The sequence below is a fragment of the Paraburkholderia kirstenboschensis genome (assembly GCF_032806925.1).
GTDB classification, from domain to species: Bacteria; Pseudomonadota; Gammaproteobacteria; order Burkholderiales; family Burkholderiaceae; genus Paraburkholderia; species Paraburkholderia kirstenboschensis.
In genome coordinates this window covers 397,650-423,502 of the sequence record NZ_CP136513.1, presented here as the reverse complement: position 1 = coordinate 423,502, position 25,853 = coordinate 397,650, and the positions used below count along the sequence as shown (strand labels likewise).

At 58.0% G+C, this 25,853-nt stretch carries 23 protein-coding genes and 2 tRNA genes; 4 read left to right on the top strand and 21 right to left on the bottom strand.

Features of this window, described 5'->3' with window-relative positions:
- Positions 1 to 232: 232 nt before the first annotated feature.
- Entirely contained in the window at positions 233 to 1,378 is a 1,146-nt protein-coding gene (locus tag RW095_RS24575; RefSeq protein ID WP_317022665.1) for a bifunctional DNA primase/polymerase, read from the top strand.
- Here the strand turns inward: RW095_RS24575 and RW095_RS24570 are convergent.
- Complete coding sequence (locus RW095_RS24570) at positions 1,261 to 2,802, bottom strand: IS3 family transposase (protein WP_317016251.1); 1,542 nt, start codon at positions 2,800 to 2,802, stop codon at positions 1,261 to 1,263. The two genes, RW095_RS24575 and RW095_RS24570, sit on opposite strands and share 118 nt — an antisense overlap.
- Before the next feature lie 24 nt (positions 2,803 to 2,826).
- Between RW095_RS24570 and RW095_RS24565 the strand changes: the two genes are divergently transcribed.
- Positions 2,827 to 4,023, top strand: coding sequence for a DNA primase family protein (locus RW095_RS24565; protein WP_317022663.1), 1,197 nt, complete (start codon positions 2,827 to 2,829; stop codon positions 4,021 to 4,023).
- A gap of 533 nt (positions 4,024 to 4,556) precedes the next feature.
- The gene (locus RW095_RS24560) at positions 4,557 to 5,366 is read left to right on the top strand and encodes a hypothetical protein (RefSeq protein WP_317021518.1); all 810 of its coding nucleotides are present in this window, start codon (positions 4,557 to 4,559) and stop codon (positions 5,364 to 5,366) included.
- A gap of 600 nt (positions 5,367 to 5,966) precedes the next feature.
- Here the strand turns inward: RW095_RS24560 and drt3b are convergent.
- The 18 genes from drt3b to RW095_RS24470 form a co-directional block, all read right to left on the bottom strand.
- Positions 5,967 to 7,322 (bottom strand): antiviral reverse transcriptase Drt3b, encoded by a 1,356-nt coding sequence (gene drt3b / locus RW095_RS24555; protein WP_317021517.1) that lies wholly within the window; start codon positions 7,320 to 7,322, stop codon positions 5,967 to 5,969.
- Positions 7,247 to 8,014: an RNA-dependent RNA polymerase family protein gene (locus RW095_RS24550; protein ID WP_317021516.1), complete on the bottom strand. Its 768-nt coding sequence runs from the start codon at positions 8,012 to 8,014 to the stop codon at positions 7,247 to 7,249. The genes drt3b and RW095_RS24550 overlap by 76 nt, the downstream gene beginning before the upstream one ends.
- Positions 7,996 to 9,264 carry an antiviral reverse transcriptase Drt3a gene (gene drt3a / locus RW095_RS24545; RefSeq protein ID WP_317021515.1) on the bottom strand — a complete coding sequence of 423 codons (1,269 nt, stop codon included), beginning with the start codon at positions 9,262 to 9,264 and terminating at the stop codon, positions 7,996 to 7,998. Before drt3a ends, RW095_RS24550 begins: the two co-directional genes overlap by 19 nt.
- Positions 9,265 to 9,486: 222 nt before the next feature.
- Positions 9,487 to 9,563 (bottom strand) — tRNA-Pro (locus RW095_RS24540).
- 61 nt (positions 9,564 to 9,624) lie between these two features.
- Positions 9,625 to 10,038 (bottom strand): MerR family transcriptional regulator, encoded by a 414-nt coding sequence (locus tag RW095_RS24535; protein WP_317021514.1) that lies wholly within the window; start codon positions 10,036 to 10,038, stop codon positions 9,625 to 9,627.
- Between the two features lie 46 nt (positions 10,039 to 10,084).
- Positions 10,085 to 10,495 carry an integration host factor subunit alpha gene (locus RW095_RS24530; protein WP_012433735.1) on the bottom strand — a complete coding sequence of 137 codons (411 nt, stop codon included), beginning with the start codon at positions 10,493 to 10,495 and terminating at the stop codon, positions 10,085 to 10,087.
- Positions 10,496 to 10,564: 69 nt separating this feature from the next.
- A complete protein-coding gene (gene pheT / locus RW095_RS24525; RefSeq protein WP_317021513.1) occupies positions 10,565 to 13,000 on the bottom strand; it encodes a phenylalanine--tRNA ligase subunit beta in 2,436 nt (811 codons plus the stop codon).
- A 184-nt stretch (positions 13,001 to 13,184) separates the two neighbouring features.
- A complete protein-coding gene (gene pheS, locus RW095_RS24520; RefSeq protein ID WP_164853555.1) occupies positions 13,185 to 14,198 on the bottom strand; it encodes a phenylalanine--tRNA ligase subunit alpha in 1,014 nt (337 codons plus the stop codon).
- A 158-nt stretch (positions 14,199 to 14,356) separates the two neighbouring features.
- Positions 14,357 to 14,716, bottom strand: a complete 360-nt coding sequence (gene rplT / locus RW095_RS24515) for a 50S ribosomal protein L20 (RefSeq protein ID WP_006052502.1) — start codon at positions 14,714 to 14,716, stop codon at positions 14,357 to 14,359.
- A 29-nt stretch (positions 14,717 to 14,745) separates the two neighbouring features.
- Positions 14,746 to 14,943 (bottom strand): 50S ribosomal protein L35, encoded by a 198-nt coding sequence (gene rpmI, locus RW095_RS24510; protein ID WP_006052501.1) that lies wholly within the window; start codon positions 14,941 to 14,943, stop codon positions 14,746 to 14,748.
- Between the two features lie 246 nt (positions 14,944 to 15,189).
- Positions 15,190 to 15,714: a translation initiation factor IF-3 gene (gene infC, locus RW095_RS24505; RefSeq protein ID WP_074263967.1), complete on the bottom strand. Its 525-nt coding sequence runs from the start codon at positions 15,712 to 15,714 to the stop codon at positions 15,190 to 15,192.
- Positions 15,715 to 15,762: 48 nt separating this feature from the next.
- Positions 15,763 to 17,670, bottom strand: a complete 1,908-nt coding sequence (thrS, locus tag RW095_RS24500; RefSeq protein ID WP_317021512.1) for a threonine--tRNA ligase — start codon at positions 17,668 to 17,670, stop codon at positions 15,763 to 15,765.
- A 252-nt stretch (positions 17,671 to 17,922) separates the two neighbouring features.
- A tRNA-Val gene (locus tag RW095_RS24495) sits at positions 17,923 to 17,999 on the bottom strand.
- Positions 18,000 to 18,137: 138 nt separating this feature from the next.
- A complete protein-coding gene (locus RW095_RS24490) occupies positions 18,138 to 20,381 on the bottom strand; it encodes a RelA/SpoT family protein (protein ID WP_317021511.1) in 2,244 nt (747 codons plus the stop codon).
- Between the two features lie 69 nt (positions 20,382 to 20,450).
- Positions 20,451 to 20,804 (bottom strand): RidA family protein, encoded by a 354-nt coding sequence (locus RW095_RS24485; RefSeq protein WP_128592645.1) that lies wholly within the window; start codon positions 20,802 to 20,804, stop codon positions 20,451 to 20,453.
- A gap of 81 nt (positions 20,805 to 20,885) precedes the next feature.
- Entirely contained in the window at positions 20,886 to 21,797 is a 912-nt protein-coding gene (locus RW095_RS24480; protein WP_317021510.1) for an alpha/beta fold hydrolase, read from the bottom strand.
- A 278-nt stretch (positions 21,798 to 22,075) separates the two neighbouring features.
- On the bottom strand, positions 22,076 to 22,717 hold the full coding sequence (locus tag RW095_RS24475; RefSeq protein WP_317021509.1) for a CoA transferase subunit B: 642 nt from the start codon (positions 22,715 to 22,717) through the stop codon (positions 22,076 to 22,078).
- Positions 22,718 to 22,719: 2 nt separating this feature from the next.
- Entirely contained in the window at positions 22,720 to 23,424 is a 705-nt protein-coding gene (locus RW095_RS24470; RefSeq protein WP_128591947.1) for a CoA transferase subunit A, read from the bottom strand.
- Positions 23,425 to 23,664: 240 nt separating this feature from the next.
- Between RW095_RS24470 and RW095_RS24465 the strand changes: the two genes are divergently transcribed.
- Positions 23,665 to 24,210, top strand: a complete 546-nt coding sequence (locus tag RW095_RS24465; protein ID WP_020069520.1) for a LuxR C-terminal-related transcriptional regulator — start codon at positions 23,665 to 23,667, stop codon at positions 24,208 to 24,210.
- 136 nt (positions 24,211 to 24,346) lie between these two features.
- Here RW095_RS24465 and RW095_RS24460 read toward each other — a convergent pair whose 3' ends face one another.
- Both RW095_RS24460 and RW095_RS24455 read right to left on the bottom strand, forming a co-directional pair.
- Positions 24,347 to 24,790: an acyl-CoA thioesterase gene (locus RW095_RS24460; RefSeq protein WP_394365189.1), complete on the bottom strand. Its 444-nt coding sequence runs from the start codon at positions 24,788 to 24,790 to the stop codon at positions 24,347 to 24,349.
- Between the two features lie 237 nt (positions 24,791 to 25,027).
- Positions 25,028 to 25,804 (bottom strand): SDR family oxidoreductase, encoded by a 777-nt coding sequence (locus RW095_RS24455; RefSeq protein WP_128591951.1) that lies wholly within the window; start codon positions 25,802 to 25,804, stop codon positions 25,028 to 25,030.
- Positions 25,805 to 25,853: the final 49 nt, after the last annotated feature.

Sequence of the window (25,853 nt, the reverse complement as noted above, 5' to 3'; positions counted from 1 at the left end):
TGAAGTCCTTTCCGCAGGTATCGAATCACGCGTCATACCGGCTCACGCAACGACCGACCCTGGCCTTTAGTACGACAAAGGCTATCAAACTCTGGGCAACGCTTGTGTTGCTTTCCGCACCTGTTGGGGAAAATGAAGCGTGGCCCATCTTATGGGCTGGGTTTGAAGCTGCGTTGATCGGCGAAGCTGTCGGCGTGGCTGTCTACTAGGCTTTGGAGGCGGCTCGCAGACGATACGCGAGTGGTGGAAGCTGTATCCCGCTGCAAACATCGGATGCCACGCCGGAAAATCGGGGCTTGCCGTAATCGACGTTGATCCGCGCAACGGAGGCGTTGAGACCTTCGCGGAATTGGAGCGGCTGCATGGACCGATAGTGGCCGAAGTCGAGACGCTAACTGGTGGCGGTGGCCGGCATTTGTTCTTCCTCGCGCCTGAAGGCGTGAAGCTATCGAAGGCACTCGGCAAAGGGGTTGATCTACAGAGCGGCAACAAGTACGTCATCCTTCCGCCTTCGGTTCATCCGACAACGGGCAAGCGGTACGAATGGGCGAAGGGCCGTGACGTGTCGAACCGATACGCGCTCGATGGATTGCCCCCGTGGTGTTGCAGTCGGAAGGAAGAAGTGTCCGCCAACGCCGCCGCGCCGCTTGACGGGGAAGATTGGGGCCTGGCTATACGCGGCAGATGGGAAGGCTCGCCTGAAGCGGTGGAGCGGGTCAAAGGAATGCTGGCTCTCATTCCCGCCGACGAGCGCGATACGTGGATCAAGGTCGGGGCGGCACTGCATCACTATTTTGAAGGCAGCGACACAGGGCGCGAGTTGTGGGACGACTGGTCCGAGGGGTCGAGTAAATCCGATGGGGACGATCAGGAGCGCACGTGGCGCGGTTTCAAGGCAAACGGCGCGGTAACGCTCGGCACGGTCGTTCATATGGCGAAGGAGCACGGATGGACTCTGCCTGATCTGCAAGTTGCTTCCGATTCTGCCGAGGAAGACGAGAGCGACGGACCCGATACGGGGGGCGACATCTCAAACGGCATCGCCTTCGCCAAGGAATACCGCGACAAGTTCCTCTATTGTCACGCCTCAAAGAAGTGGTATCGCTGGCGTGCCGCTCGATGGGCGATTTGTGACAAAGGCGAAGAGCACAAAGCGGCAAAGCATCTAGCGAAAATGCGCTATATCGCGGCGTTCAAAGCCTTGATGAGAGATCACGGCAACCCGGAAAAGAGGGGGTGCGGCTATTTTCTTGGACTGAATTATGCCGCGATTCCAAGACTTTTCCGGTATTCGACGGGGCTGAGGAAACCGAGCGAGAGCTTGATCCGTTTTGCGTTATACCAGCGGATGTACGAGTCAACGGTCTCGATGAATTGATCGATGGTCGTGGTTCGCCAGTCACGAGGATAGAATAACTCCGTCTTGAGGCGCCCGAAGAACCCTTCGCACGCGGCATTGTCCGGCGAACATCCTTTGCGCGACATCGAGCGAGTCAGTCTGGCAGACTGCATACGCGAGAGCCATCCTGGCCAGCGATAGTGCGCACCACGATCCGAGTGAACTACGGGCCGCTCCTTGCTGCCAGCCACCGATTCGATTGCCGAATCCAGCATGGTGTTGACGAGTTCGGCGTCCGGCCGCGTACCGATTGACCAGCTCACAACGAGACCGTCGAAGCAGTCGATAACCGGTGACAGATACACTTTGCCGGCCGGGATCTGGAATTCGGTAAGGTCCGTGAGCCATTTCTGGTTAGGAGCAGCGGCGTAGAAGTCACGATTGATAATGTTCTCCGGCGCGGGACTAATTTCTCCACGATAGGAGCCGTAGCGACGTCGCCTGATCGCGGCGGCGGCCAGACCTTCCTCTCGCATCAAACGACGCACTACCTTCTCCGAGATGAAGACCCGCTGCCTGATCAATGCTGCGCGAATTCGACGATAACCGTAGCAACGGTGGTTGACTTCGAAGATGTCCGCGATGATGCGACGCGCGTCAGCATGCCTGTCAGCGACCAACAGCCGTGCACGGTGATAGAAGTAAGAGCTACGGGCGAGACCCAAAGCGGCTAGCAATTCTGGCAACGCATAGGTCTGTTTCAGGGCATCAACCAACTTCGCCTTCTCCCGGTTGCTCAGGAGTTGCGGGTTGATGCCCATCCCTTTTTTTATCAGTTCGTTCGCCTTCCTCAGGATATCGTGCTCAAGCTGCAACCGTCGGATGTCGCGTTGAAGCGATTCGACCTGTTCTTCCAACTGCGCACGCTCATGGTCGGATGCTGGTTTCTTTTTTCGTTTCATAGACGCTGGAACTTCTCGACCGAGTAGCTGATTCTTCCAGTTATACAGCGTTGGCCGACTCACACCGGCTTTCTCGGCAACCACGCGTGCGCTTTGCTCTCTGGTGCACAGCTCGATCACCGCGGCCTGCTTCACCTTTTGTGACTTTGGAACGCTACCAACGGCTCGGCCAACGACACGTTTTCTGATATCTGGACACAGGTCTTCGATCCAGGCTGCAAGCGTCTCGCGACTCGGATAACCCAACGCCCTCAAAGTTGCGGCAGCACAGCGGCCATGGCTCAGATAATGATCGACGGCCGCCTTCTGCTGCTCATCCGAATACCTCGGCCTCGAACGGACATAGCCCGCCCGTAGATCATGGCACTGCTCGTATTCGCGATGCCAGGCCTTGAGAGAGTTCTTGGTCGGATAGCCCAACTGCCGAATGGTGGCTCCGATGCGCTTGCCCAGCTTCAAATAAAGTCGAACCGCTTGAATGCGATCTTCGTATGAGAACATGAACTACCTCCAGGTAGTCCAAGAATTTGTCCGCACCTCCAGAAGGCCAAATTCAAGCAGGCGGCTACGGTCTACGGCAGCGCGGCACGGATCAAGGCGCTGCTCGATATGGCGTCGAGCGAGGCGGGAATGAGCGTGGCAAATCCAGGCGAGTTCGACGGAGACGGGCTGCTGCTCGGCGCCCCTAATGGCGTCGTCGATTTGCGGACGGGCGATTTGCTCGAAGCGAAGGCATCCATGCTCATCTCGCGACAGGTGGCAGTTCCTTACGATGCAGACGCTGGAAGTCCGGCGCTGTTCCTGAAGACGCTCGACGCGATTTTCGAGGGCAACGCGGAAATCGAGTACATCCAGCGGGCAGGCGGGTACATCCTGACGGGGAGCGTTGCACTCGAAAAGCTCTTTTTCTTCTTCGGGCGCGGCGCCAACGGAAAAACGATGCTTGCGAACGTGATGCAGATGCTAATGGGTGACTATGCGATCACGATCCAATCCGCGCTGCTCACGAAGGGCGGCAATAACAACAATGAGATCGAGCGCGGTGTTGCACGACTCCCAGGCGTCCGGTTGGCGGTAGCAAACGAGGTAGGCACAAACGACGTTTGGGCCGATGCGCGGGTTAAGGAACTGACATCGAATGCGCCGATTAACGGAAGACCGATGTACGGCGAGCAGTTTCAGTTCGCGCCCGCTCACAAGGTGCTGATCTGTGGCAACTACAAACCGAGGACCAACGATCTTAGCGACGGGTGGCAGCGCCGCATGGAGCCAGTTCCATTCAACAGGAAGTTTGAAGAGCACGAGCGGGAATATAGCCTCGACGCGCGGCTCGTGCGTGAAGAGGTTTCCGCGATTCTGCGCTGGTTCGTTGAAGGGTGGCTGAAGCTTCAGCGTTCCATTGAGGCGAAGGAAAAAGACGCGCTCCGCACACCGGAGATCGTGCGCCGGGCGAAGGCCGACTATCTTGAAGAGAACGACAACCTGGCGATATGGGTTGATGAGGCGTGTTCGACGGGAAGAGGCTTTTCGTTTCTAGTCACGCGAGCGCATGAGGCATTTCACGCGTTTTTCGATAGGCCGATTGGCGCCCTGCTCGCTCGTGGCGCTTTCACGGATCGACTAGCGACGATGGGATTTGTGAAGGCTAAGCGTAAGGAAGGATGGGTTCATCTCGGCATTGGCCCGAAGATTAATCCTGATTCCGGTTTTGACGATTTATAGACGCGGTGTCTCAGGGTGTCCCAGATTGTATTAATTCGATGGGCAAGGTGCACTTAATGCACTTATTACCCTTTTTCAAAAAGTCCTACGGGAAAGAAAACATAGAAAAAGTTATGAAAAACGCTCCATAAGTGCATTAAGCGCACCCGGCCCGGATTTTTCGATGTTGCATCGAGCATGGCCTGAGGTCGAGAGACCGGTTAATGCCGGATTGCCCTTCGGGCAGTGTCCGCAAAAACGGCAAATCGACCAATGGTGTCAGGCAAGCCGCCAGAAATTTTCCGACGCCGGGGCTCTCCGCCCTCCCGCGCAGCCCGATACCCTCAGATGGGACCCGCGTACTAGCCGACATGCGGCAAGCCCGTACAGAGCGTTTTAAGGCCGCTGCTGGTTAATGCCGCACCTCGGCAATGCCTGAAAGCGGGCAAGCATTAGAAGTGAATCAAGAAATAACTTCCAAACTGAATGGAAGTACTTTAGCGGTGAATGCCGCTTTAACCGATGGCTGAGAGGCCAATATAAGGAGAATCACAATGGGTAGCTCGACAGTAACCATTAGCGAACTGACAAAGGCGAATGAGGCAGTAGCGGATTTCTCGGAGAAAACACATGCGGAGATTGCGAAGCTCGGTAAGCGCCGCGCAAAGGTGGCCGCGCCAGTGCGCAAGCTGCTCTCGGACCTCGAACGCGTTCGCGCCGCAATTGGCAAGTCGGCGGGGATCGCTGAAGAGATTGAGGCATTGAGCGAGCAGCGTCGCGAAGAGATCGGCACGGCGTTCGCTGAAGCGCGACCGGCCAACACAACACGGCTCGATGCGGAGATCAGGAAGAAGGAAGCGGCGCTCGCCGTTGCCCGAACAGAAGACGAGGCCGCAGATGCTGCGCTGCCGCTCATCGAACAGCGCCTCGAACTGGCTCGCATCGCCGCCGTAGCCGAGGCAGGACAGATTGATGCAGAGGTGGGCCGACTGCTCAAGGCGGTGACGGAAAGCGAAAACCGTTTGATTGATGAGGCGATTCGCTTCGTGTGCGAACGGGCAAAACGGGCGGCGGCTTACGAAGATGCCGCGAATCACTTCAGCACGGACTCCGATGATGTGCGCGGATGGCCGATCAGTAACCATGAGGTATGGCGCGCGCTCGACAGCAACCGATTCCGCACGTTGCGCGGCGATGGGTTCGATGAGCGCAGCCTGCCCGACTGGAAAGCCGACCGGGACGCGCTCATCAAAAAGATTGAAGCGGCGGGCGTGCCTAGCATTCCACGCGGCGTGAAAGCGAATCAGTGGATGCCGAACGGCGCGCCGAACCCGATCCCGTACTTGCCGACCGACCTGCAATAACGCACAAAGGCGCGGCACTGCGCCGCCTCTTGCGCAATCACTTTGCGGCGGGGATATGCCCGCAGGCATGCAGTGTTGAAACGGCCAAGAGCGGCCCACAATGGACGTCACGGCACGCTTCACTTGTGCGCTAAGGTTGTACCGTCTCGTGAGCAAACGCGGTTGAGCACGAGTGTTGAAGGAACGATGATCTACGATGTGAGGTAGCAGGTGAAGACACGCGAGCGGGGTCTTGCCCTTGCGGGGGGACTTGGCACATCCATTCGTGTGTCCCGTAGCTACCGCCGCCACGTTGTCGTGCGCTCGACATCGAGCAGCGGTGATGCAGCGTCCAGGTTGCAACGCATCGGCTTACAGCATTAGGGGTACTCTCCTTTTGCTGCAAATGACGGCAAGGATTCAACCCCTTCGTCACGCATAACTACACGGACACATCATCCTCATCACGTCTGGCTCCAGGATACTTACCTTTCGCCACACGTGACTTCGAGAATGCTTCCGCCTCGTCACGCACGTCAGTCGCCGGATATCACTGCTCAAGAAGCCAGTGCTGAAACTGTCAACTTCGACTATGCCAAGCCCCGCCGAATAATACTGCTTTTAGTAGGCTGTTCTCAACTCCTTTTTCCAGAGTAGTTCGCCAAGTGCGTCTCGCATATGCCAAGCGAAAAACCAATCACCTTTGTTTACTAGATTGAGGAGCAACGGAACCCTTCCCTTCAAGTTGTCGCTGTTGTGCTTCTTCAAAAGCTCCCGAGCGAAATGTTCCTTACGTGGCGCAGAAACGTATGGGCACCGGAGGAAGTCGAAGGCCAACATCGTTAGCTCGGCATTCCGTTGGAGGCCAACGAGTGACTCAGCGTCGTACCTTTTTTGAACGTGTTCACAGACCGCGTCTCGTATTTCCGAAAAACGAGGGTCGTCAGCAACATAGTGGAGGAGCGTCACAATCTGGAAATATCCGAATGCACTGCCACCGCTTCGAAGTTGCTTACCCTCACCGAAACTCAAACCATATATGTGGAAGAGTTCCGGCTGGGTTAGCAGGTATTGGTCTCCAAAGGAACGCAAAACGATAAGCAAGTTTACTACTTCGATGTTGTCCCCCTCTCCACCGTCCACAGCCTCTCTCAATATCCCCCGCATATGATCCGCCATAAGACTCTTTACGTACTCCCGAGAGTCTTTTGGCATCGCGTTGCAAAATTCACTAAGCGAAAAACAAAGCGCGCTGACCTGATAAGTCGCCCGAACACGCGGGGACATAGCGTACACAAAAAATATTAGGTCTAAAACCGTTCGCAAAAATCGTGTAAGCCGCTCAATCTGCTTGGCATCAGATTCTTTTAGGTCGATCCTATTTACTAACTCGATAGTTTTTCGACTAATAACGCTAAAAAAATAGTTCGATATCAGATCAAAGTCAGTCTGGCTTCTCGTTACAATTTGCTTGATGTCGCGGATATATCCCGAACCAAGCGCAGCGGCATTCCCAACATAGGCTACTGGAAACGGTTCGGCGCGTTTTTCCTTGCCCGCTTCCGCCACGCTGTCGCGATGCTCTTTCATTGCCTCACGCATTTGCTTAGCGCTGCGCGTGTGCTGTTCGAAGATACGATCAACCAGGGATGCGAGCTCGATTTTGGCTCCAGTTTGCCCCGTCACGAACGGACGGCATTGAGAGAACGTCTTTGCGGAATTCAGGTAGAGTTTGAACTGTGAAAGCTGCCTTGCTAGCGATGACTGAATGACATCGAGAAGCCTTTCATCGTTAGCAAAAACGAAGTAATCATCGACGTATCGCCTAATATCATATTCACGCCCAGCCGAGTATTCTGCCGTCAAAGTTCTTTCCACGGCGGCATCGACGCTTTGCAGTATTATTTCAGCAAAGATTCTCGAAATTTCAGGACCAATGACGATGCCGTTCGTTTCATTATAGTTGGAGCGCTGCATGAGATCATCAAACCGACCCTCGTATCTTCGCCTTTGAATTCCTTGCCAAACGCCTTATTTTTCGCCGCCCAAGATATGGAATGCGTATATATGTGATTAAAGCATTTCGAAATATCGAGCCGGCGCAGATGTTTAAATTTCTTTTCTAAATCATGAAAATCTGGCGATTCATAGAATTTATGAATCAGATTATAACGTTGATAGGAGAAGAAGGACGACGCATGCCGTTCCTGTTCGGCAAAGCCATCCTCCTGCACCTCGACGGAACGCTCAGCATATGACGATCTAATCGCCCTCGGTCTTTCGTAATAGCGCGTTGCAACCTTGACGGGGTGTCGCAAGCTAAACGCGCTCCGCGAGCACAGTCCAATAATTAACTGATTGTATTTCTCGTAAAGCTCGCAAAAATCGCGCTGGACCGCAGGATGGGCTATGCTCAACGTCCGAAAATCAAGCGAGTCTTTTTTAATGTTGTACGAATAAGGAATCGCCCACTCCTTCTTCGGTAGCAGATCCAGCTTGCAGACGTCGCGAAGCGCCGAATCAGCCTTCTCATGAAGTCGACGATAGTATCCGTAGTTTGAAAAAAGCAACGGAACTTCATACGGCAAAGTATCTGTCAACAATGCGCGAAGAAAATCGTTGCGCTTGAATTTTATCTTTTTTCGTTGACTTAGACATGCCGCCAGCACTCCTTGATTTGCTTGAGGCGTTCCGGCGTAGATTTGTGCGTGATTTTCTCTTTAAATCCAGTCTCAAAACAATATGAAATCAACAAACGTCTTTGTTCATTCGTCAAATAGGTCTGTAACTTTCTACCGAAAGCGCCTCTTTTTGACAAAATCGCCCTTCGCATGAATTGGGTCAAACTTTTTAATTCTGAAATTCCAGATTCGTCTATGTGACTGTAGTTATAGTATATCCCTGTCAGCAGCATGCCATTATCTCCGTCACGCTTCATTCGACAATTTCCAGTCAAGAATCGAATCCGATCAGTTAAAAGCGCCACGTCCCGATTTCTAAAAAACGAAAAAATCGCCAACATTATTCGCCTTTGCATTTTCAAGAGTTTCGACGCTGCTATTTTTATAACGAGTCGGGGTGGCGACGGCGGCGCGGCAGTGCCTTTAGGTTGTTTCCCTTGGGGCAACGCGCTCGGCGGCCTGAAAACAAATTTATACCCGAGATACGATATGTCGGGCGTCTTATTAAAGATTGCGCAATTCCCGTTCCGATCGAATCCGAGAATACATTCTTTGTCGTCGTTAAAATTCATGCCGGTCGGAAGAATTTTTTGCAATGCGATTTTCACCGGTTCCGGGCTAGCATACGAGAATATTAAAATGTCATCGACGAACCGAGCGTAAAAATAGACACCTTCAATGCCTCGCGCGGCGAAATCGAACTCCTTCATATAGAGTTCGGAAAGTGTGGCGCTTAAGTTGACTCCGCGCGGAAGCCCAGGACCGGGAAAATGTTTTGCATTCCCGAGCAGTTGATCGAGTAACAGTTTGCTCCGAAACGAAAGTGAAGAGTCTTTGGCAATCAACTCTAGCAAGGCCACTCGATTGATGCTTTCGTAGAAGCTTTTGACATCTAACTTGAGCAGAAAAAGGGGAACCTTTTCGCGGAGAAGCGGTATTACCTGGCCTATTATTTCCGATCTATTCGACTGCTGCACTCCATAGACGCGGGCAACGTTGTCGCTTAACTTCCTAAGCGCAAACTCATCAACGTGGCTTGTGACGGAGTAGACAGGCTTACCTGCTCTTTGCGAGACGGAGAAGGGAGAGAACTGGAAATCATCAGCGAGAATCGCTTCGCTTATCCTTTCGAGCGATGCGAGATAGTCCGCACGCCTCTTTCCTAACTTGTACTTCTTTGGGTCTAGTCTCGTTGTCAGGCGCAGAAGATTTCGCGCCGAGAATGTTTGGTCGATCATGCATTCTCGTCAGCCTGTCGGTCAGGCCGACGCCCCTTATTGTTGTTTCGCGTGGGTCAGAGTTGACCGGCTTGCCAAGGTCAACCGCGAATATAGCCGTCGATGCGCTCGCGCACAACAAGACAGTAGGCAGCTTCGACCGCCGTTGGGGTCAATGTTGGGGTCAAACGGCGGAAATGAAAAATGGGCTACAAGCCTAAACTTGTAACCCATTGATTTCTTTGGTCGGGGCGAGAGGATTTGAACCTCCGACCACCTGCACCCCATGCAGGTACGCTACCAGGCTGCGCTACGCCCCGAACAGCACAAAATTATAACAGACACTTCATTCGAAGAGAACCGTCCGCGCCAACAAAGCGACTAGCGATTCAACAGATCGATCACGTGCAGCAATTCCTTGCGCAACTGCTCGACGTCGACGGCGACCGCGGGTGCTATTGACTCCGGCGGAACGAAGCCTTCGACCTGCTCGCCCATTTCAGCCGGCGCATTGTGCGCACCGCCGCCATGTGAATCCAGGCGATTGCGTGCACCGTTGATCGTGAAGCCCTGCTCGTACAGCAACTCACGAATCCGCCGGATTAACAGCACCTCGTGATGCTGATAGTACCGGCGATTGCCGCGTCGCTTGACAGGCCGCAACTGCGTAAACTCCTGCTCCCAATAGCGCAACACATGCGGTTTGACGCCGCATAGTTCGCTGACCTCACCAATCGTGAAGTAGCGTTTCGCCGGAATCGGAGGCAAGACGACTTTTTCCATCGTCGCTGTCATCGTCAGTTAGCCGTCGTGGTGGGTTGCGCAGGAACGCGCCAGTCGATCAGCGCGTGAAGCTCGCTTCCGCGCCGTTCTCGACCAGAGCCTTCAGCTTTTGACTTGCATGGAACGTCACAACGCGGCGCGCGGCAATGGGGATTGCCTCGCCGGTTTTCGGGTTTCTGCCGGGACGCTGCGGTTTGTCGCGCAACTGGAAGTTGCCGAAGCCCGACAGCTTCACACTGTCGCCGCTCTCCAGCGCATCCCGGATCACCTCGAAAAACGCCTCCACCATGTCTTTCGCTTCCCGCTTGTTGAGCCCGACATTGTCGAACAGCAACTCGGCAAGTTCCGCTTTGGTGAGCGTCGGCGTTTCAGTTGAAACGACGGCGGGTGATGTCGGAATTTCTCGAATCATGGCGCTGCGTTGCGCCGTAAGAAGGGCTTCGAAATCACTCGAGTTCATTTCATTCATATCTATCAAATGGCGCGCCATGCAGAAAACAAAGGATGCGGAAACAGCCGCGCAATTGTTAAATGCGGGTTATCCGCGCAACCGTGCGCCATATACTCGAGCCAGACGTTCCACCAGAGTCTGAATGGCCAGATCGACCGTTTCGTCCTGAAGGGTCCCGCCAGTATCTTGCAAGGTAACACGGAACGCAAGGCTTTTCTCGTGAGCCCCCAAGCCACCGGAAGTGTTTGATTTTGGACGGAATTCGTCGAAAAGCACAACCTTCTGGACGGTCTTGCAGGCGGGCTCCGACTGAGCCTTCTGGAGCTCGTCCAGCAGCGCCTGCGCCTCGATTTTTTGATCGACAACTACCGCGATATCGCGACGCACCGGCGGGAATTTAGACACTTCCGACGGTGTGGGCAATACGCGTTGCATTAATGCGTCCGCTTCGACTTCAAACAGAATCGGCGCATGCGGTAAATCATATTTTTGCATCCAGCGTGGATGCAGTTCGCCAATCCAGCCGATCGCGCGGCCATTCAGCTCGATTCGCGCGCTGCGCCCCGGATGCAGCGCGGGATGCTCCGCTTTGACGAAACGCGCGACTGCCGGTGCGAGCAGCGCTTCGACGTCGGCCTTCACGTCGAAGTAGTCGACGATGCGCGCCGGCGCGCCCCACTGCTCCTCTAGCGCGGGACCGTACGCGAGCCCGCCGATCATCTTCGGCTGAGCGAAGCCTTCGACCGTCAACTCTCCGGCCTTGATCGACGGATCGTGCAGGAACACGCGGCCGGCCTCGAACACACGTACGCGGTCCGCCGCACGGCGGTTCAGGTTCGTGCGCAGCACGTGAATCAGGCTACCGATCAGCGTTGTCCGCATGACCGACAACTGGCTTGCAATCGGGTTCAGCAGACGCACCGGCTTGTCATTGCCAGCGAAGTCCTGCTCCCATTCAGCGTCCACGAAACTGAAGTTGACCGTTTCAGCGTAATCGCGAGCGGCAAGCGCGTGGCGGATTGCGTGGATCGAGCGACGCGTTTCGTTGGTCGCGCGCATTTCGCTCTTCGCGACCGGCGGGCGCGCCGGAATCTTTTCGAAGCCGTAGATGCGCGCGACTTCTTCGATCAGGTCTTCTTCGATCTCGATATCGAAACGGTACGACGGCGGTATGACCGAGAACGTGTCGCCGTCGCGTTCGAAGGCGAGGCCGAGGCGCGTGAAGATCTGCGCGATTTCATCTGCGCCGATCGCGACGCCGATGATGCGGTTCGCGCGGGACACACGCATCTTCACGGGCTCGCGCTGCGGCACGTTGACGACCTGGTCGTCCACGGGACCCGCTTCGCCGCCGCAAATGTCGAGGATCAGTTGCGTGATCCGTTCGATGTGCTCGACCGTGGTCGCGTAATCGACGCCGCGCTCGAAGCGATGGCCCGCATCGGTCGAGAAGTTGTACTTGCGCGAGCGGCCGCGAATGCTATCGGGCCACCAGAATGCGGCTTCAAGATAAATGCTGGTCGTGTCGAGCGTGACGGCCGTGCTGTCGCCGCCCATGATGCCCGCGAGGCTTTCAATGTGCTGCTCGTCGGCGATCACGCCAACCGTTTCGTCGAGCTCGACGGTGTTGCCGTTCAGCAGCTTGAGCGTTTCGCCCTTGCGGGCCCAACGCACGTCCAAACCGCCGTGGATCTTGTCCAGATCGAACACGTGCGACGGACGGCCCAACTCGAGCATCACATAATTGGAAATATCCACGAGCGCGGAGATGCTGCGCTGACCTGAACGCTCAAGACGTTCGACCATCCATTGCGGCGATTTCGCACGCGCATTCACGCCGCGGATGACACGGCCCGAGAAACGGCCGCAAAGATCAGGTGCCGAGATTCTGACAGGCAGCGTCTCGTCGAGCTTGACTTCGACCGGCTTGATCTCGAGCGGACGCAACGGCGCGCCGGTGATCGCGGACGTTTCGCGCGCCACGCCGAACACCGACAAGCAGTCTGCCTTGTTCGGCGTCAGCTTGATTTCAAAAATGGTGTCGTCGAGATTAAGCGTTTCGCGGATGTCCTGGCCAATCGGCGTATCTTCCGGCAGGATCAGAAGGCCGCTATGATCTTCTGAGAGCTTCAGTTCGCGCGCCGAGCACAGCATGCCCTGACTTTCCACGCCGCGCAGCTTCGAGAGTTTGATCTCGAACGGCGCGCCGCCCTCTTCGGCCGGCGGCAGTTGCGCGCCGACCAGCGCGACGGGCACCTTGATGCCGGGCGCCACGTTCGGCGCACCGCATACGATATTCAGCGTGGCGCCTGTGCCGGCGTTGACCTGGCAGACGTTGAGCTTGTCTGCATCCGGATGCTTGACGACTTCCAGCACCTGACCGACCACGATCTTCGAGGTCGGCGGCGCAGCCGGTCGCAGGTCTTCCACTTCGAGACCCGCCATCGTCAATGCGTGCGATAGCTCGTCCGTCGTCAGTTGCGGATCGACAAAAGTTCTCAGCCAGGATTCCGGGAATTGCATGGTTCTGTGTACGTTCTGATCGGGTTAGGTCCGCGTGGGGCAGATGCATCGCGCAACTCGGCGTTCGGCGAAATCGCCAGTTGCCATGAGTTACCGCGAGTCACTGCCTGTCACTGCCGGGACGCTGTGGCGGCATGCACTGTGTGCATTACCGCGCTCTATGCTTGTCGCGCCATGCGTTCGTTCAAGCGAATTGACGCAGGAAACGCAAGTCGTTTTCGAAGAACAGACGCAGGTCTTGCACGCCGTAGCGCAACATGGTGAGCCGCTCGAGGCCGCTGCCGAAAGCAAAGCCAATGTAACGCTCCGGGTCGAGGCCCATGTTGCGGATCACGGTAGGATGCACCTGGCCTGAGCCCGAAATCTCGAGCCACTTGCCCGCGTTCTTGCCCGTTTCGAACAGCATGTCGATCTCGGCCGACGGTTCGGTGAACGGGAAATACGACGGACGGAAACGCACCAGAATATCGTCGCGTTCGAAGAATTTCTTGAGGAAATCCGTATAGACGCCCTTCAAATCAGCAAAGCTGATGTTCTCGTCGATCCACAGGCCTTCGACCTGATTGAACATCGGCGAGTGAGTCGCGTCGCTGTCCACACGGTAGGTGCGACCCGGCACGATCACCTTGATCGGCGGCGTGTTGGTACGCGCGTAACGCACCTGCATCGGGCTCGTATGCGTGCGCAGCAGCAGTTGGCGGCCGTCGGCATCTTTGCCGTCGACGTAAAAAGTGTCCTGCATTGAGCGCGCCGGATGGTTTTCCGGGCTGTTCAACGAGGTGAAGTTGTACCAATCGGTTTCGATTTCGGGGCCGTCGGCCACGTCGAATCCGATGCTGCCGAAAATCTGTTCGACGCGCTCCCACGTGCGCATTACCGGGTGCAGGCTGCCCGTATTGGCGCCGCGGCCTGGCAGTGTGACGTCGATCGCTTCGGCGGCGAGGCGCTGATTCAGCAACGCGTCGGCCAGCGCCTGGCGGCGAGCCGTCAGCGCGGCTTCAACCTGTTGCTTGACGAGGTTGATCCGTGCGCCTTCTGTCTTGCGCGTTTCGGGATCGAGTTTGCCAAGGCCCTTCAGCAGTTCCGTCAACGCACCCGACTTGCCGAGAAAGCGTGCTTTCTCATTCTCGAGGGTGGTGACGTCGGAGGCTTCTGCGAAGGCTTTTTGCGCGTCCGCGACAATCTGGTCCAGGTCCATTGATCCCATCATTTCAACGTCAGTGTTCAATCGAAGCAAAACTGGTTCTACCAACAAAAACGGGGCTCGGTGAGGAGCCCCGTTTTTGTTGCAGCGTCACCGAGACTACCGGATGTTCGCTGCAACGAACCACGCAGTGTTAATTGCCAGAATCGCAATCAGGCTGCAACGGCGGCTTTCACCTGCTGAACGATCGCAGCAAAAGCAGCCTTGTCGAACACAGCCATGTCGGCCAGCACCTTGCGGTCGAGTTCGATCGAAGCCTTCTTCAGGCCGTTGATGAACACGCTGTACGTCATGTCGTGCTGACGCACCGCCGCGTTGATACGCGTGATCCACAATGCACGGAACACACGCTTCTTGTTGCGGCGATCGCGGTAGGCGTACTGGCCTGCGCGCATGACCGCCTGCTTGGCGATGCGATAGACGTTATTGCGACGGCCGCGGTAACCCTTGGCCAGCTTGATGATCTTCTTGTGACGGGCCCGTGCGGTAACCCCACGTTTTACTCGAGGCATGTTTCGCTCCTATGAGTTTCGGTTAAGGGTTAAGCGAACGGCAGCATTGCGCGCACGGAGTTCAGATCGGAATCATGAACTGCCGTCGAACCGCGCAGATGGCGTTTGTTCTTGGTGGTCTTCTTGGTAAGAATGTGGCGCTTGAAGGCTTGACCGCGCTTGACGGTACCGCCCGGACGCACCACGAAGCGCTTTGCAGCACTCTTCTTGGTCTTCATCTTCGGCATGACAACTCCATTATTAGATGGATATGGGTGTGCGGTCGGCCAGATAGCCATTACCCGCCCTTCGAAACCCATTCCACTTGGTATGCAGACCGCCAATACCGCCGGCAGCCGCTTTTCGGAAACGGCGCGCATTTGCATAAGCGCCGTCTCGAAACCTGCTGATGCCGCACCGGACACCCGGCGCGACATCGATCAACTTTTCACAACCAGAACACGCGCCACGTGGCGCGTCGCCGCTCTGACCGCTTACTTCTTTTTCTTCGGAGCAAGCACCATGATCATCTGGCGCCCTTCCATTTTCGGCATTTGCTCGACCTGACCAACTTCGTCGAGGTCCGTGCGCAGGCGTTCCAGCATGCGCATACCGATTTCCTGGTGAGCCATTTCGCGGCCACGAAAACGCAACGTGATCTTCGTCTTGTCGCCGTCGTCGAGAAAGCGAATGAGGTTGCGCAGTTTGACGTTGTAGTCACCGTCGTCAGTGCCCGGGCGGAATTTGACTTCCTTGACCTGAACGATCTTCTGCTTGAGCTTGGCCTCGTGCTGCTTCTTCGCTTCCGAGTACTTGAACTTGCCGTAGTCCATCAAGCGGCAAACCGGCGGAACCGCTTGCGGCGCGATTTCCACCAGATCCACGTCTTGCTGTTCCGACATGCGGAACGCATCAGCAAGTTTCACGATGCCGAGCGGTTCGTTCTCGACTCCGACCAGACGCACCTCGGGTGCCGTAATTTCACCGTTGATGCGGTGCGCAGACTTATCAGTAGCGATGTTACGTTTCCTCTAAAAATTAAAAAACGAGCCGCGCTGCCAAGTGGCTCAGTTGAACGACTGCACGTTCTGGCGCAGACGCTCAATGAAAGAATCGACAGGCATCACGCCAAGGTCGACACCACCACGGGCACGCACGGCTACCGTTTGGGCTTCACGCTCCTTGTCGCCGACCACAAGCAGGTACGGCACCTTCTCAAGCGTGTGCTCACGTATTTTATAGCTAATCTTCTCGTTGCGCAAATCGGCCTCTACTCTAACCCCTTGTTTTTGCAACGATTGGGCCACAGACTGTGCGTATTCGGCCTGACTTTCGGCGATATTCACCACCACTACCTGCATTGGGGCCAGCCACGCAGGCATTGCACCAGCATGGTGCTCGATCAGAATGCCGAGAAAACGCTCCATTGATCCGACGATCGCCCGGTGCAGCATGATAGGACGGCGACGGCTGTTGTCCTCCGCGACGTATTCGGCGCCCAGACGCTCCGGCAGCACCATATCGAGCTGCAACGTGCCGCACTGCCACGAGCGACCGAGCGCGTCCTTGATGTGATATTCCACTTTGGGACCGTAGAACGCCCCTTCGCCCGGCAGTTCTTCCCACGTCACGCCGCAAGCCGTCAATGCTTCGCGCAAGCCCTGCTCCGCGCGGTCCCAGGTCTCGTCCGTACCGGCACGGGCGTCAGGCCGCAAAGAAAGCTTGATCTCGACGTTGTCAAAGCCGAAGTCCTTGTACACGCTCATGGCCAGCGTGTTGAAGGCGATCGACTCGCTGATGAACTGGTCTTCAGTACAGAAAATATGCGCGTCGTCCTGCACAAAACCACGCACGCGCATCAATCCATGCAGCGCGCCCGACGATTCATTGCGGTGGCACGAGCCGAACTCCGCGTAACGCAGCGGCAGATCGCGATACGAGCGCAGCCCGTGGTTGAACACCTGGACGTGACCGGGACAGTTCATCGGCTTGATCGCGTAATCGCGCTTTTCCGATTCAGTCGTGAACATGTTTTCACGATAGTTCTGCCAGTGACCCGACGCTTCCCACAGCGACCGGTCCATGATCATCGGCGTCTTGATCTCGAGGTAGCCCGCGTCGTTCACACGGCGGCGCATGTACTGCTCGACCTGCTGCCACAGCGTCCAGCCGCGCGGATGCCAGAACACCATGCCCGGCGACTCGTCCTGCATGTGAAACAGGTCGAGTTGCTTGCCGAGCTTACGGTGATCGCGCTTCTCCGCCTCTTCGAGCATATGCAGATACGCGTCCTGATCTTCCTTCTTCGTCCAGGCCGTGCCGTAAATACGCTGCAACTGCTCGTTCTTCGAATCGCCGCGCCAGTAGGCGCCCGCCACCTTCATCAGCTTGAAGACCTTCAGCTTGCCGGTGGACGGCACGTGCGGACCGCGGCACAGGTCGGTGAAGCCGCCGTGCGAGTACAGCTTGATTTCGTCCGTAGCGGGAATCGATTCGATGATCTCAGCCTTGTACTTCTCGCCGATGCTCTTGAAGTAGTCCACCGCTTCGTCGCGCGACACAACGCGGCGCGAGACCGGCTCGTCTTTCTTTGCGAGCTCCTGCATGCGCTTTTCGATCTTCTCGAGATCTTCCGGCGTGAAGGGACGGCTATACGCGAAGTCGTAGTAAAAGCCGTTGTCGATGACCGGACCGATCGTGACTTGCGCTTCCGGGTAAAGATCCTTCACTGCGTACGCAAGCAGGTGCGCCGCAGAGTGACGAATGATATCGAGACCGTCTGCGTCTTTTTCGGTGACGATGGCAAGCGCCACGTCGTGGTCGATCAGCGCGGACGTATCGACCAGTTCACCGTCGATCTTGCCGCCGAGCGCGGCCTTGGCGAGGCCGGGGCCGATCGACGCGGCCACTTCGGCGACGGTCACCGGATGCTCGTACTGTCGAACAGAACCGTCAGGCAGACGTATCGAAACCATTGCGTTCTCCGTGGTGCCGACCGGCGGCGGCATATACATCAATCAAACAAGCCAAAAAAAAATGCGGCCCCGCTTTCGAGGGGCCGCATTCACATTTCCTGCAAACTACACTGGCGAAAGTGGTCCTCGACTAGCGTCGCTCCGAAGTGGTTTCGGTCAACGTTCGCGGTGTCATAACCGTATTCGCCTTTTGCGCCAAAGGCGCTTACTGCAGTTTGCGAAACCCCGGCAGTACCGGAATTTCTCTTTCGTTGGTAGGCTCGATTGGACTCGAACCAACGACCCCCACCATGTCAAGGTGGTGCTCTAACCAGCTGAGCTACGAGCCTGAAGAAACGAGATTATATGGAGCCCCACACTGCTTGGCAAGTACTTTTATGCACCGGCTTTAAATTGCTCTTACCCACATCATTGACTCGCTTGCGCATGAGCAAGTGAGTGCGTCGACTCATCATCACGCCACTGCGTCAGCCTTTGCGCGACGCCCGCACGACACCCGTCACTTCGCCGAGCAGCGTGCAGGCGCGCTGAATTTGCGCGGCACTCGACACCTCGACGGTGAATTGCATGAACGCGGCATTGCGGCGGGTTTGAGTCTTCACACCGATCACATTCATTTTTTCTCGCGCGAACACTTCGGATATATCGCGCAGCAAACCCTGGCGGTCCGTTGCGTCGATCGAGAGGTCGACTGGATAAACCGATTGCCCCCGGCCGCTCATCACGTCCGCTGACCAGGCTGTTTGCAACACACGCTCCGGCGCACGTTCGGCCATACGCAAAAACGTCGGGCAATCGCTGCGGTGAATCGACATGCCCTTGCCGCGCGTCACAAACCCGGAGATATCGTCAGGCGGCGCCGGACGGCAGCAGCGAGCAAGCTGCGTGAGCAAAGCGTCGACGCCGACCACCAGCACGCCCGTCGACGCGCCGCGCGCCACGCTCGCGCCACTACTGCGTTTCTCGAATTGCTCGGGTACTTCGACCACCGGTTCCGGCGGCGGCGCATCGTGCAGCGCCTGCTCGACGAGTCGCAGACTGAACTCTTCCTTGCCGACGACCGAGAACAGATCGTCGGTAGTCTTGAAGCCGAGTTTGGCAGCGAGCTGATCCAGATTCACCGAGGTCTTGCCCTCGCGCTGCAGCGTCTTTTCGACCATTGCGCGGCCGCTCGCAATGTGCTCCTGCAACTCGACGGCGTTGAACCACGCGCGCACTTTCTGGCGCGCACGGGGACTGTGCAGATAACCGAGCTGTGGATTGAGCCAGTCACGCGACGGCCCGCCTTCTTTGACCGCGACGATCTCCACTGTCTGGCCGTTCTGCAACTGTGTGTTGAGCGGCACCATCGCCCCGTCGACGCGCGCACCGCGGCACCGATGCCCCAACTCGCTATGCAGGTGATAAGCGAAATCCACGGGCGTCGCACCATGCGGCAACGCGATCACACGCGCTTGCGGCGTGAGCACGTAGATGTGGTCGTCGTCGAGCGTGGCCTGGCGCAGTTGCTCCCACGGCTGCGCCGCGCGCTTCTCGCCGTGCTCGCCCTCGGACACGTCGTCTTTCCACGCGAGCAATTGACGCAACCACGCGATCTTCTCGTCGTACTTCTCATTGGCGGCGAACTGACCGCCGTAGCCGCGCGTGCCGGCTTCCTTGTAGCGCCAGTGAGCGGCCACGCCGTACTCGGCGAACTGATGCATGTCGTGCGTGCGGATCTGCACTTCGAACGCACGGCCGTCGTCGCCGATCACGACCGTGTGCAGCGACTTATAGCCATTCGGCTTCGGCCGCGAGATGTAATCGTCGAACTCTCTCGGCACCGGTTGCCACAGGTTGTGCACGATGCCGAGCACCGTGTAGCAATCCTTGATGTCCGGCACGATTACGCGAAACGCGCGCACGTCGTACAGTTCGGCGAAGTCGAGTTCCTTGCCGCGCATCTTGCGCCAGATGCTATAGATATGCTTCGGCCTGCCGCTTACTTCCGCGCGAATGTTCGCAGCGGCGAGTTCCTGCTGCAGGCGTTCAATGGCCTGCGCGACATAGCTTTCGCGTTCAACGCGCTTTTCATCCAGCAACTTCGCGATGCGCTTGTAAGTCACCGGCTCTTCGAAGCGGAACGCAAGGTCCTCGAGTTCCCACTTCAGTTGCCAGATGCCAAGACGGTTGGCGAGCGGCGCGTAAATGTCGAGCGTTTCGCGCGCCACGTCGGGCGACGGTGTGAGCTTCGCCGCCGCGTAATAACGCAGCGACTGCAGGCGCGACGCGAGCCGTATCAGCACCACGCGAATATCCTGCGCGAACGCGAGCAGCATCTTCCTCAGCGCCTCAACCTGCGCGCGCCGCGCAGCCTGCGCATCACGCCCCGCTTCGGGCATGGCGTTCTGCGCCGCGCGCAAGCTAACCGTGCCGAGGCGCAGCAACTTGCGCACGTCGCCGACGAGTTGCGCGACTTCTTCGCCGAAGTTGTCGGCGATCACGCGCTCGGGGTCTTGCAAATGCGGCGTCAATGCGAACAACGCTGCCGCCAGCACGGCTGGCGGATCGACATTGAGCGTGCGCATGATCGACGCGGTGCCCGCCGCATGATCCGCGAGAGACTCGCCTGATGACAGCCGCACCTCGCCGGCATGCTGGCGCACGAATGCCATCGCTTCGTCGAAAGACGGAAGAGAATTCGGCGTGCTCGTAACGGTTTCGGTATTCATCGTGCGGCGGCCCACCGGGCCCAGGCAAATCAACGGAATTTCAACAACAACTGCTTGGTCTTGCTTCGCCTAGCTGCGCTGCGCCGCGACCACGACGATTTCAACGAGGCACTTCGGGTTCGCGAGCTTAGCCTCGACGGTAGCGCGCGGCGGCGTCGCGCCTTGCGCAACCCACTCGTCCCACACCGCGTTCATGCCGGCGAAATGCTCCATGTCAGAGATGTAGATCTGCACGGACAGCAGATGCGATTTATCGCTGTTTACCTCGGCGAGCAGGCGGTCGATATGGCCGAGCACTTCGCGCGTCTGCCCCGTGATGTCCTGGTCCGCGTCTTCGGCGATCTGGCCAGCAAGGTAAACCGTACCGTTGTGCACGGCAATTTCAGAAAGACGCTTGCCGACATGGTGACGAATGACTGCCATGAAGAATCCTGAAGTAGGTAAAAGAAGATTGACCGGGATGCGCTATGCATGACGCGCTAGAGCGCCACGCGCAACTGCATATTATGACGCGTCGCCGCCATTGCCGATAAAGAACCGCTTCGCAATGTCGATCTGATCCGCCGAAAGAAACGCCGGCGCGTGCCCGACACCGCTGATCTCGACGCTCGACACCGCACGCCCCGTCTCGACCATCTTGGCGACTGTTTCACGCGACAGCAGATCGGACAGCTCGCCTCTCACCACCAGCACCGGCCCCTGGAACGACGCAAGCGAATGCCATAGCGCGGCCTCACCCAGCTTCGCGGTTTCTTCGGTGGTCGCGGCAAACGGCTGCGCAATGCGCGGATCGTAGCGGAACAGCCATGTGCCGTTCTCTTCACGAATCAGCGGCGTATTGATCTCGCGCCATTCTTCGGCCGTAAGCGGACCGAAGCTGCGCGCGAGGAACGCCGCGTGATCGATGCCTTGCTGCAGCGAGTCGAAGCGCACGGGCTTGCCGAGATAATCGCCGATACGCTTGACGGCCTCCGGCTCCAGATGCGGACCGACGTCGTTCAGCAACAGCTTGCGGATAGGCGTGTCCGCGAGGCCCGCGAGGCCGAGCCCAATGAGGCCGCCCATTGACGTGCCGAACCAGTCGACCGTTTCCACATTCAGCCGCGCAATCAGCGTCACCATGTCGGCGACATATTGCGGCACGCTGTACAAGTTTGGGTTGCCGAGCCACGAAGACAAGCCCCGGCCCGCCACATCAGGACAGACCACACGGTAGGTACCGGCGAACTGTGCCGCTAACCGGTCGAAGTCGCGCCCCGAGCGCGTCAAGCCATGCACGCACAACAGCACCCGCGGATTGTCGGGATCGCCCCACTCGGTGTAGGCAATACGATGCAGGCCCGCGGCGCTCGCGCACTGCACATAACGTTGGCGCGGCGCGGGCCGCTCGCCGGCGAAAGCTGTCGTTGCGGTCATTTGTGGTCCTTGCAAAAGCGCTGCGCATGTGGCCTGTGTGCACCGTAACGCAGCGCAAAGAGACAGGCGGCAAAACTTCAAGTGATTGCTTCGAACGATTGTAAACCGCTTTGACGCGTGACAAGGATCGGCCAGAAGGCATAGGACGGACGCAGCAAAACCCAGCGCCGCAAAAAGAAAAGCGGGCGAGACTCTCGCCTCGCCCGCTTTACCCGTTTTTCCCGCCGCCTTGGCCGGCTGCACATGCGTCAGCCCGGCGGCAACCCCGGCAACCGCGGTCAGCTCACCGCGCTCACATCGAGCGGCGCGCCCGTCTTCGCCTTGATCTCGTCGACGCTCACGCCAGGCGCCAGTTCCGTCACCTTCAGGCCGTCGTCAGTGACTTCGATCACGCCGAGGTCGGTGATGATCTGATCCACCACGCCCACGCCCGTCAACGGCAGCGTGCATTCTTCGAGAATCTTGTGCTGATCGCCCTTCGCGACGTGCTCCATCAGCACGACCACGCGCTTGACGCCGGCTACCAGATCCATCGCGCCGCCCATGCCCTTGATCATCTTGCCGGGGATCATCCAGTTGGCCAGATCGCCCTTCTTGCTGATCTGCATGGCGCCCAGAATCGCCAGATTGATGTGCCCGCCGCGAATCATCGCGAACGAATCCGCCGACGAAAAAATCGACGAGCCCGCCAGCGTGGTCACCGTCTGCTTGCCCGCGTTGATGAGGTCGGCGTCTACTTCGTCTTCGGTCGGCGACGGCCCGATGCCGAGCAGGCCGTTTTCCGACTGCAGCCACACTTCGACACCCGCCGGCACGTGGTTCGCCACCAGCGTCGGCAGGCCGATACCGAGGTTCACATAGAAACCGTCCTGCAATTCCTTCGCCGCGCGCGCGGCCATTTCGTCACGAGTCCATGCCATGATCAGTCTCCTTTCGCGCGGACGACGCGTTGTTCGATGCGTTTTTCCGGATGCGCATTGAGCACGATGCGCTGAACGAAGATGCCAGGCGTATGAATCGCGTCCGGATCGAGCTCGCCTACCTCGACGATTTCCTCGACTTCCGCGACGGTGATCTTGCCGGCCATCGCACACATCGGGTTGAAGTTGCGCGCCGTGCGGCGATAGATCAGGTTGCCCGACTTGTCCGCCTTCCATGCCTTGACGAGCGCGATGTCCGCCGTCAGCGAATGTTCCAGCACGTAGTGGTTTTCGCCGAACTGGCGGGTTTCCTTGCCTTCGGCGATCAGCGTGCCGTAGCCGGTATTGGTGAAAAACGCCGGAATACCCGAGCCGCCCGCGCGCAGCTTCTCGGCAAGCGTGCCTTGCGGCGTGAATTCGAGCTCGAGTTCGCCGGCCAGATACTGGCGCTCGAACTCCTTGTTCTCACCGACATACGACGAGATCATCTTCTTGATCTGGCGCGTCTCGAGCAGCAGACCGAGGCCGAATCCGTCGACACCCGCGTTGTTGCTGATGCAGGTAATGTTTTGCACCTTGGTGTCGCGCAACGCCGCGATCAGCGCCTCGGGAATGCCGCACAGCCCGAAGCCGCCGACGGCGAACGTCTGCCCGTCCTTGACGATGTCCTTCAGCGCCTCGGCGGCGCCTGGGTAGACTTTGTTCATCAGTATGTCCCTTCCTTTATGGAAACCTGAAACCGTTTTCTTGCGGCTCGTGTGACGCGCTCAGGCGCGGCCCGACACGTCATTCTAGTCATCCGGCGGGTGCTGTGCGTCGAGCCTGTGTAAAGCTTCGCGCAAACGCCGCCACGGACGCCTCACCGCGTTCTCATGTGCCCGAAAGAGTACGCTGCGTGCGCCATACGGCACAATACGCAAAAATACATAAGTACTTGCCGCCAGCCCATGCCCGCACTGGATTACCAAACCGCTTTTCATCTCGCGCCGATCGGGCTCGTGCTGTCGCGTGAGCGCATTATCGAAGACTGCAATGACGAACTGGCGTCGATCTTTGGCTGTCCGCGCGAGGCGCTGCTCGGGCAGTCGTTCCAGATTCTGTATCCGTCGGCGGACGAATTCGAGCGGATCGGCGCACGGATCCCGCCGATCATGACCGCCCAAGGCAGTTATGCCGACGACCGCATCATGAAACGCGCCAATGGCGAGTTGTTCTGGTGCCACGTGACGGGCCGCGCGCAGCGGCGCACCGACCCGCACGCGGCGGGCGTCTGGACTTTCGAGGATCTAAGCGCGACGCGGCGCGTGGCGGTCGAGTTGACGCCTCGCGAGCGGGAAATCGCCGCGCAACTGGTGACGGGCAAAACCAGCAAACAGATTGGCCGGGCGCTGGAGATCAGCCCACGCACCGTCGACGTGTATCGCGCCCGGTTGATGCGCAAATACGATACGGGTAACGCTACTGAACTGTTGCAACGTCTGCTCGGGCATTGACTGGCGCAGCCGCGGCGCGACACCGCTTTGCGCGAAGTCGAGGTAGGAGGTGAAACGGTAAAGTGAGGCCGCGAAGCCAAGCCTCAAATTAAGGCTCGACTTCGGCTGCGAGATCCAACCGCAATGACTGGCGAACTTATGCGGCCGGCTCAGCCGCTTTCACCAGCGCGGCGCGCTCGATTGTCGCGCGCAACATGTGAGGAACCGGGACCGACTTGCCGGCCGCGTAGTCGATCCACACGCAGCGGGCGGCGCCGCGCGCATAGACGGTGCGGGGATCGTCTGCACGCACGAGTTCGAACCCCGTGTCGAAACTGCTGCGGCCGGGCGTCGCCACGCTCATGCGGCCGATCACGTCGCCGGGGTAATGCAGCTGCTTGAGAAACTCCATCGACGCATTCACAATCACCGGCCCCTGCCCATCCGCATTGCTGCCGGCGAGGCCGAGTTGTTCGAACCAGGAGATGCGCACCTGCTCCATGTAGCGGAAATAGACCGTGTTGTTCACATGGCCGAATGCGTCCATGTCGCCCCAGCGGATGGGCATCGACATCTCGAAAACTGCGTGAAAATCGCTCATCGTGCTTCTGCTCTTCTTACTTCTCAAGGGATTGAATCGGGGAAAACCGTGGCCAGCCGGGCCGATGCCTGCACCTTAGCGCAGACGTCTTATTGGCAGAAGGCCCGCGCGCGTAAAAGAGCTTCTTCGAAATTGCGTTAATCGCCTGGCGCGCGGGATGATGCCCAGCGCACCGCGCGCCGAATCACCACTCGACCCGACGCCCCCCCAATCACGCCTCGACTCGTACGCCGGCGTTCAGGCGAGACCGAAGCCGTCGTCGGCGGCGATTACCGAGCCGTTGATGAACTGCGATTCGTCCGCCGCCAGCAATAGCAGCAGTCCGTCCAGGTCTTCCGGCTTGCCGACGCGATGGCGCGGCAGCATGGACACGAGCTTTTGCCCCTGCTCGGTCGACCAGTGATGATGATTGATCTCCGTGTCGATATAACCCGGACAAATGGCGTTCACATTGATGCCGTGCTTGCCCCATTCGAGCGCCATGGCTTTCGTCATATGGACGACTGCCGCCTTGCTCATCGAATAGAGGCCGATTTGCGGCAAAACGCGCAGGCCGGCCATCGACGCGATATTGATGATCCGGTACGACGGTTTCTGCGCGCTGTTGCCGCGCATGATCATGCGCTTGGCCACTTCCTGCGCGACGAAGAACGCGCCGCGGGTGTTGGTGTCGAACACATATTCGAAGTCGGCCGGCGTGACTTCTGACAGCTTCTGCGTAGTCGACACGCCCGAGTTGTTCACCAGAATGTCGATGGTGCCCGCCTCGGTCTCCGCATGCGCGACCGCCGACTTGATGCTCTGGTAATCGGTCACATCCAGCGAAACGACGTGCGCCGCGCCGCCCGACGCCTCGATTTCGGCGCGCAGTTCCTTCAGACGCTCGGTTCGCCGGCTTGCCAGCACGACCTTGGCGCCCGCCTGCGACAACACCTGAGCAAAGCGCTTTCCCAACCCGCTCGAGGCGCCTGTGATGAGCGCCACTTTGCCTTCCAGATTGATCGAACGGCCCATTGTCGTTCCTTGTTCGGTTGTAAGTTACGAATGCGGTTGGCGGTCGCGC

Bases quoted from the DNA above. Each gene is read 5' to 3' on its own strand.
- RW095_RS24570 (WP_317016251.1), bottom strand. From the start codon at position 2,802: ATGTTCTCATACGAAGATCGCATTCAAGCGGTTCGACTTTATTTGAAG.
- RW095_RS24560 (WP_317021518.1), top strand. From the start codon at position 4,557: ATGGGTAGCTCGACAGTAACCATTAGCGAACTGACAAAGGCGAATGAG.
- drt3b (WP_317021517.1), bottom strand. From the start codon at position 7,322: ATGCAGCGCTCCAACTATAATGAAACGAACGGCATCGTCATTGGTCCT.
- drt3a (WP_317021515.1), bottom strand. From the start codon at position 9,264: ATGATCGACCAAACATTCTCGGCGCGAAATCTTCTGCGCCTGACAACG.
- RW095_RS24535 (WP_317021514.1), bottom strand. From the start codon at position 10,038: ATGACAGCGACGATGGAAAAAGTCGTCTTGCCTCCGATTCCGGCGAAA.
- RW095_RS24530 (WP_012433735.1), bottom strand. From the start codon at position 10,495: ATGAATGAAATGAACTCGAGTGATTTCGAAGCCCTTCTTACGGCGCAA.
- pheT (WP_317021513.1), bottom strand. From the start codon at position 13,000: ATGCAATTCCCGGAATCCTGGCTGAGAACTTTTGTCGATCCGCAACTG.
- pheS (WP_164853555.1), bottom strand. From the start codon at position 14,198: ATGGACCTGGACCAGATTGTCGCGGACGCGCAAAAAGCCTTCGCAGAA.
- rplT (WP_006052502.1), bottom strand. From the start codon at position 14,716: ATGCCTCGAGTAAAACGTGGGGTTACCGCACGGGCCCGTCACAAGAAG.
- rpmI (WP_006052501.1), bottom strand. From the start codon at position 14,943: ATGCCGAAGATGAAGACCAAGAAGAGTGCTGCAAAGCGCTTCGTGGTG.
- thrS (WP_317021512.1), bottom strand. From the start codon at position 17,670: ATGGTTTCGATACGTCTGCCTGACGGTTCTGTTCGACAGTACGAGCAT.
- RW095_RS24490 (WP_317021511.1), bottom strand. From the start codon at position 20,381: ATGAATACCGAAACCGTTACGAGCACGCCGAATTCTCTTCCGTCTTTC.
- RW095_RS24485 (WP_128592645.1), bottom strand. From the start codon at position 20,804: ATGGCAGTCATTCGTCACCATGTCGGCAAGCGTCTTTCTGAAATTGCC.
- RW095_RS24480 (WP_317021510.1), bottom strand. From the start codon at position 21,797: ATGACCGCAACGACAGCTTTCGCCGGCGAGCGGCCCGCGCCGCGCCAA.
- RW095_RS24475 (WP_317021509.1), bottom strand. From the start codon at position 22,717: ATGGCATGGACTCGTGACGAAATGGCCGCGCGCGCGGCGAAGGAATTG.
- RW095_RS24470 (WP_128591947.1), bottom strand. From the start codon at position 23,424: ATGAACAAAGTCTACCCAGGCGCCGCCGAGGCGCTGAAGGACATCGTC.
- RW095_RS24465 (WP_020069520.1), top strand. From the start codon at position 23,665: ATGCCCGCACTGGATTACCAAACCGCTTTTCATCTCGCGCCGATCGGG.
- RW095_RS24460 (WP_394365189.1), bottom strand. From the start codon at position 24,790: ATGAGCGATTTTCACGCAGTTTTCGAGATGTCGATGCCCATCCGCTGG.
- RW095_RS24455 (WP_128591951.1), bottom strand. From the start codon at position 25,804: ATGGGCCGTTCGATCAATCTGGAAGGCAAAGTGGCGCTCATCACAGGC.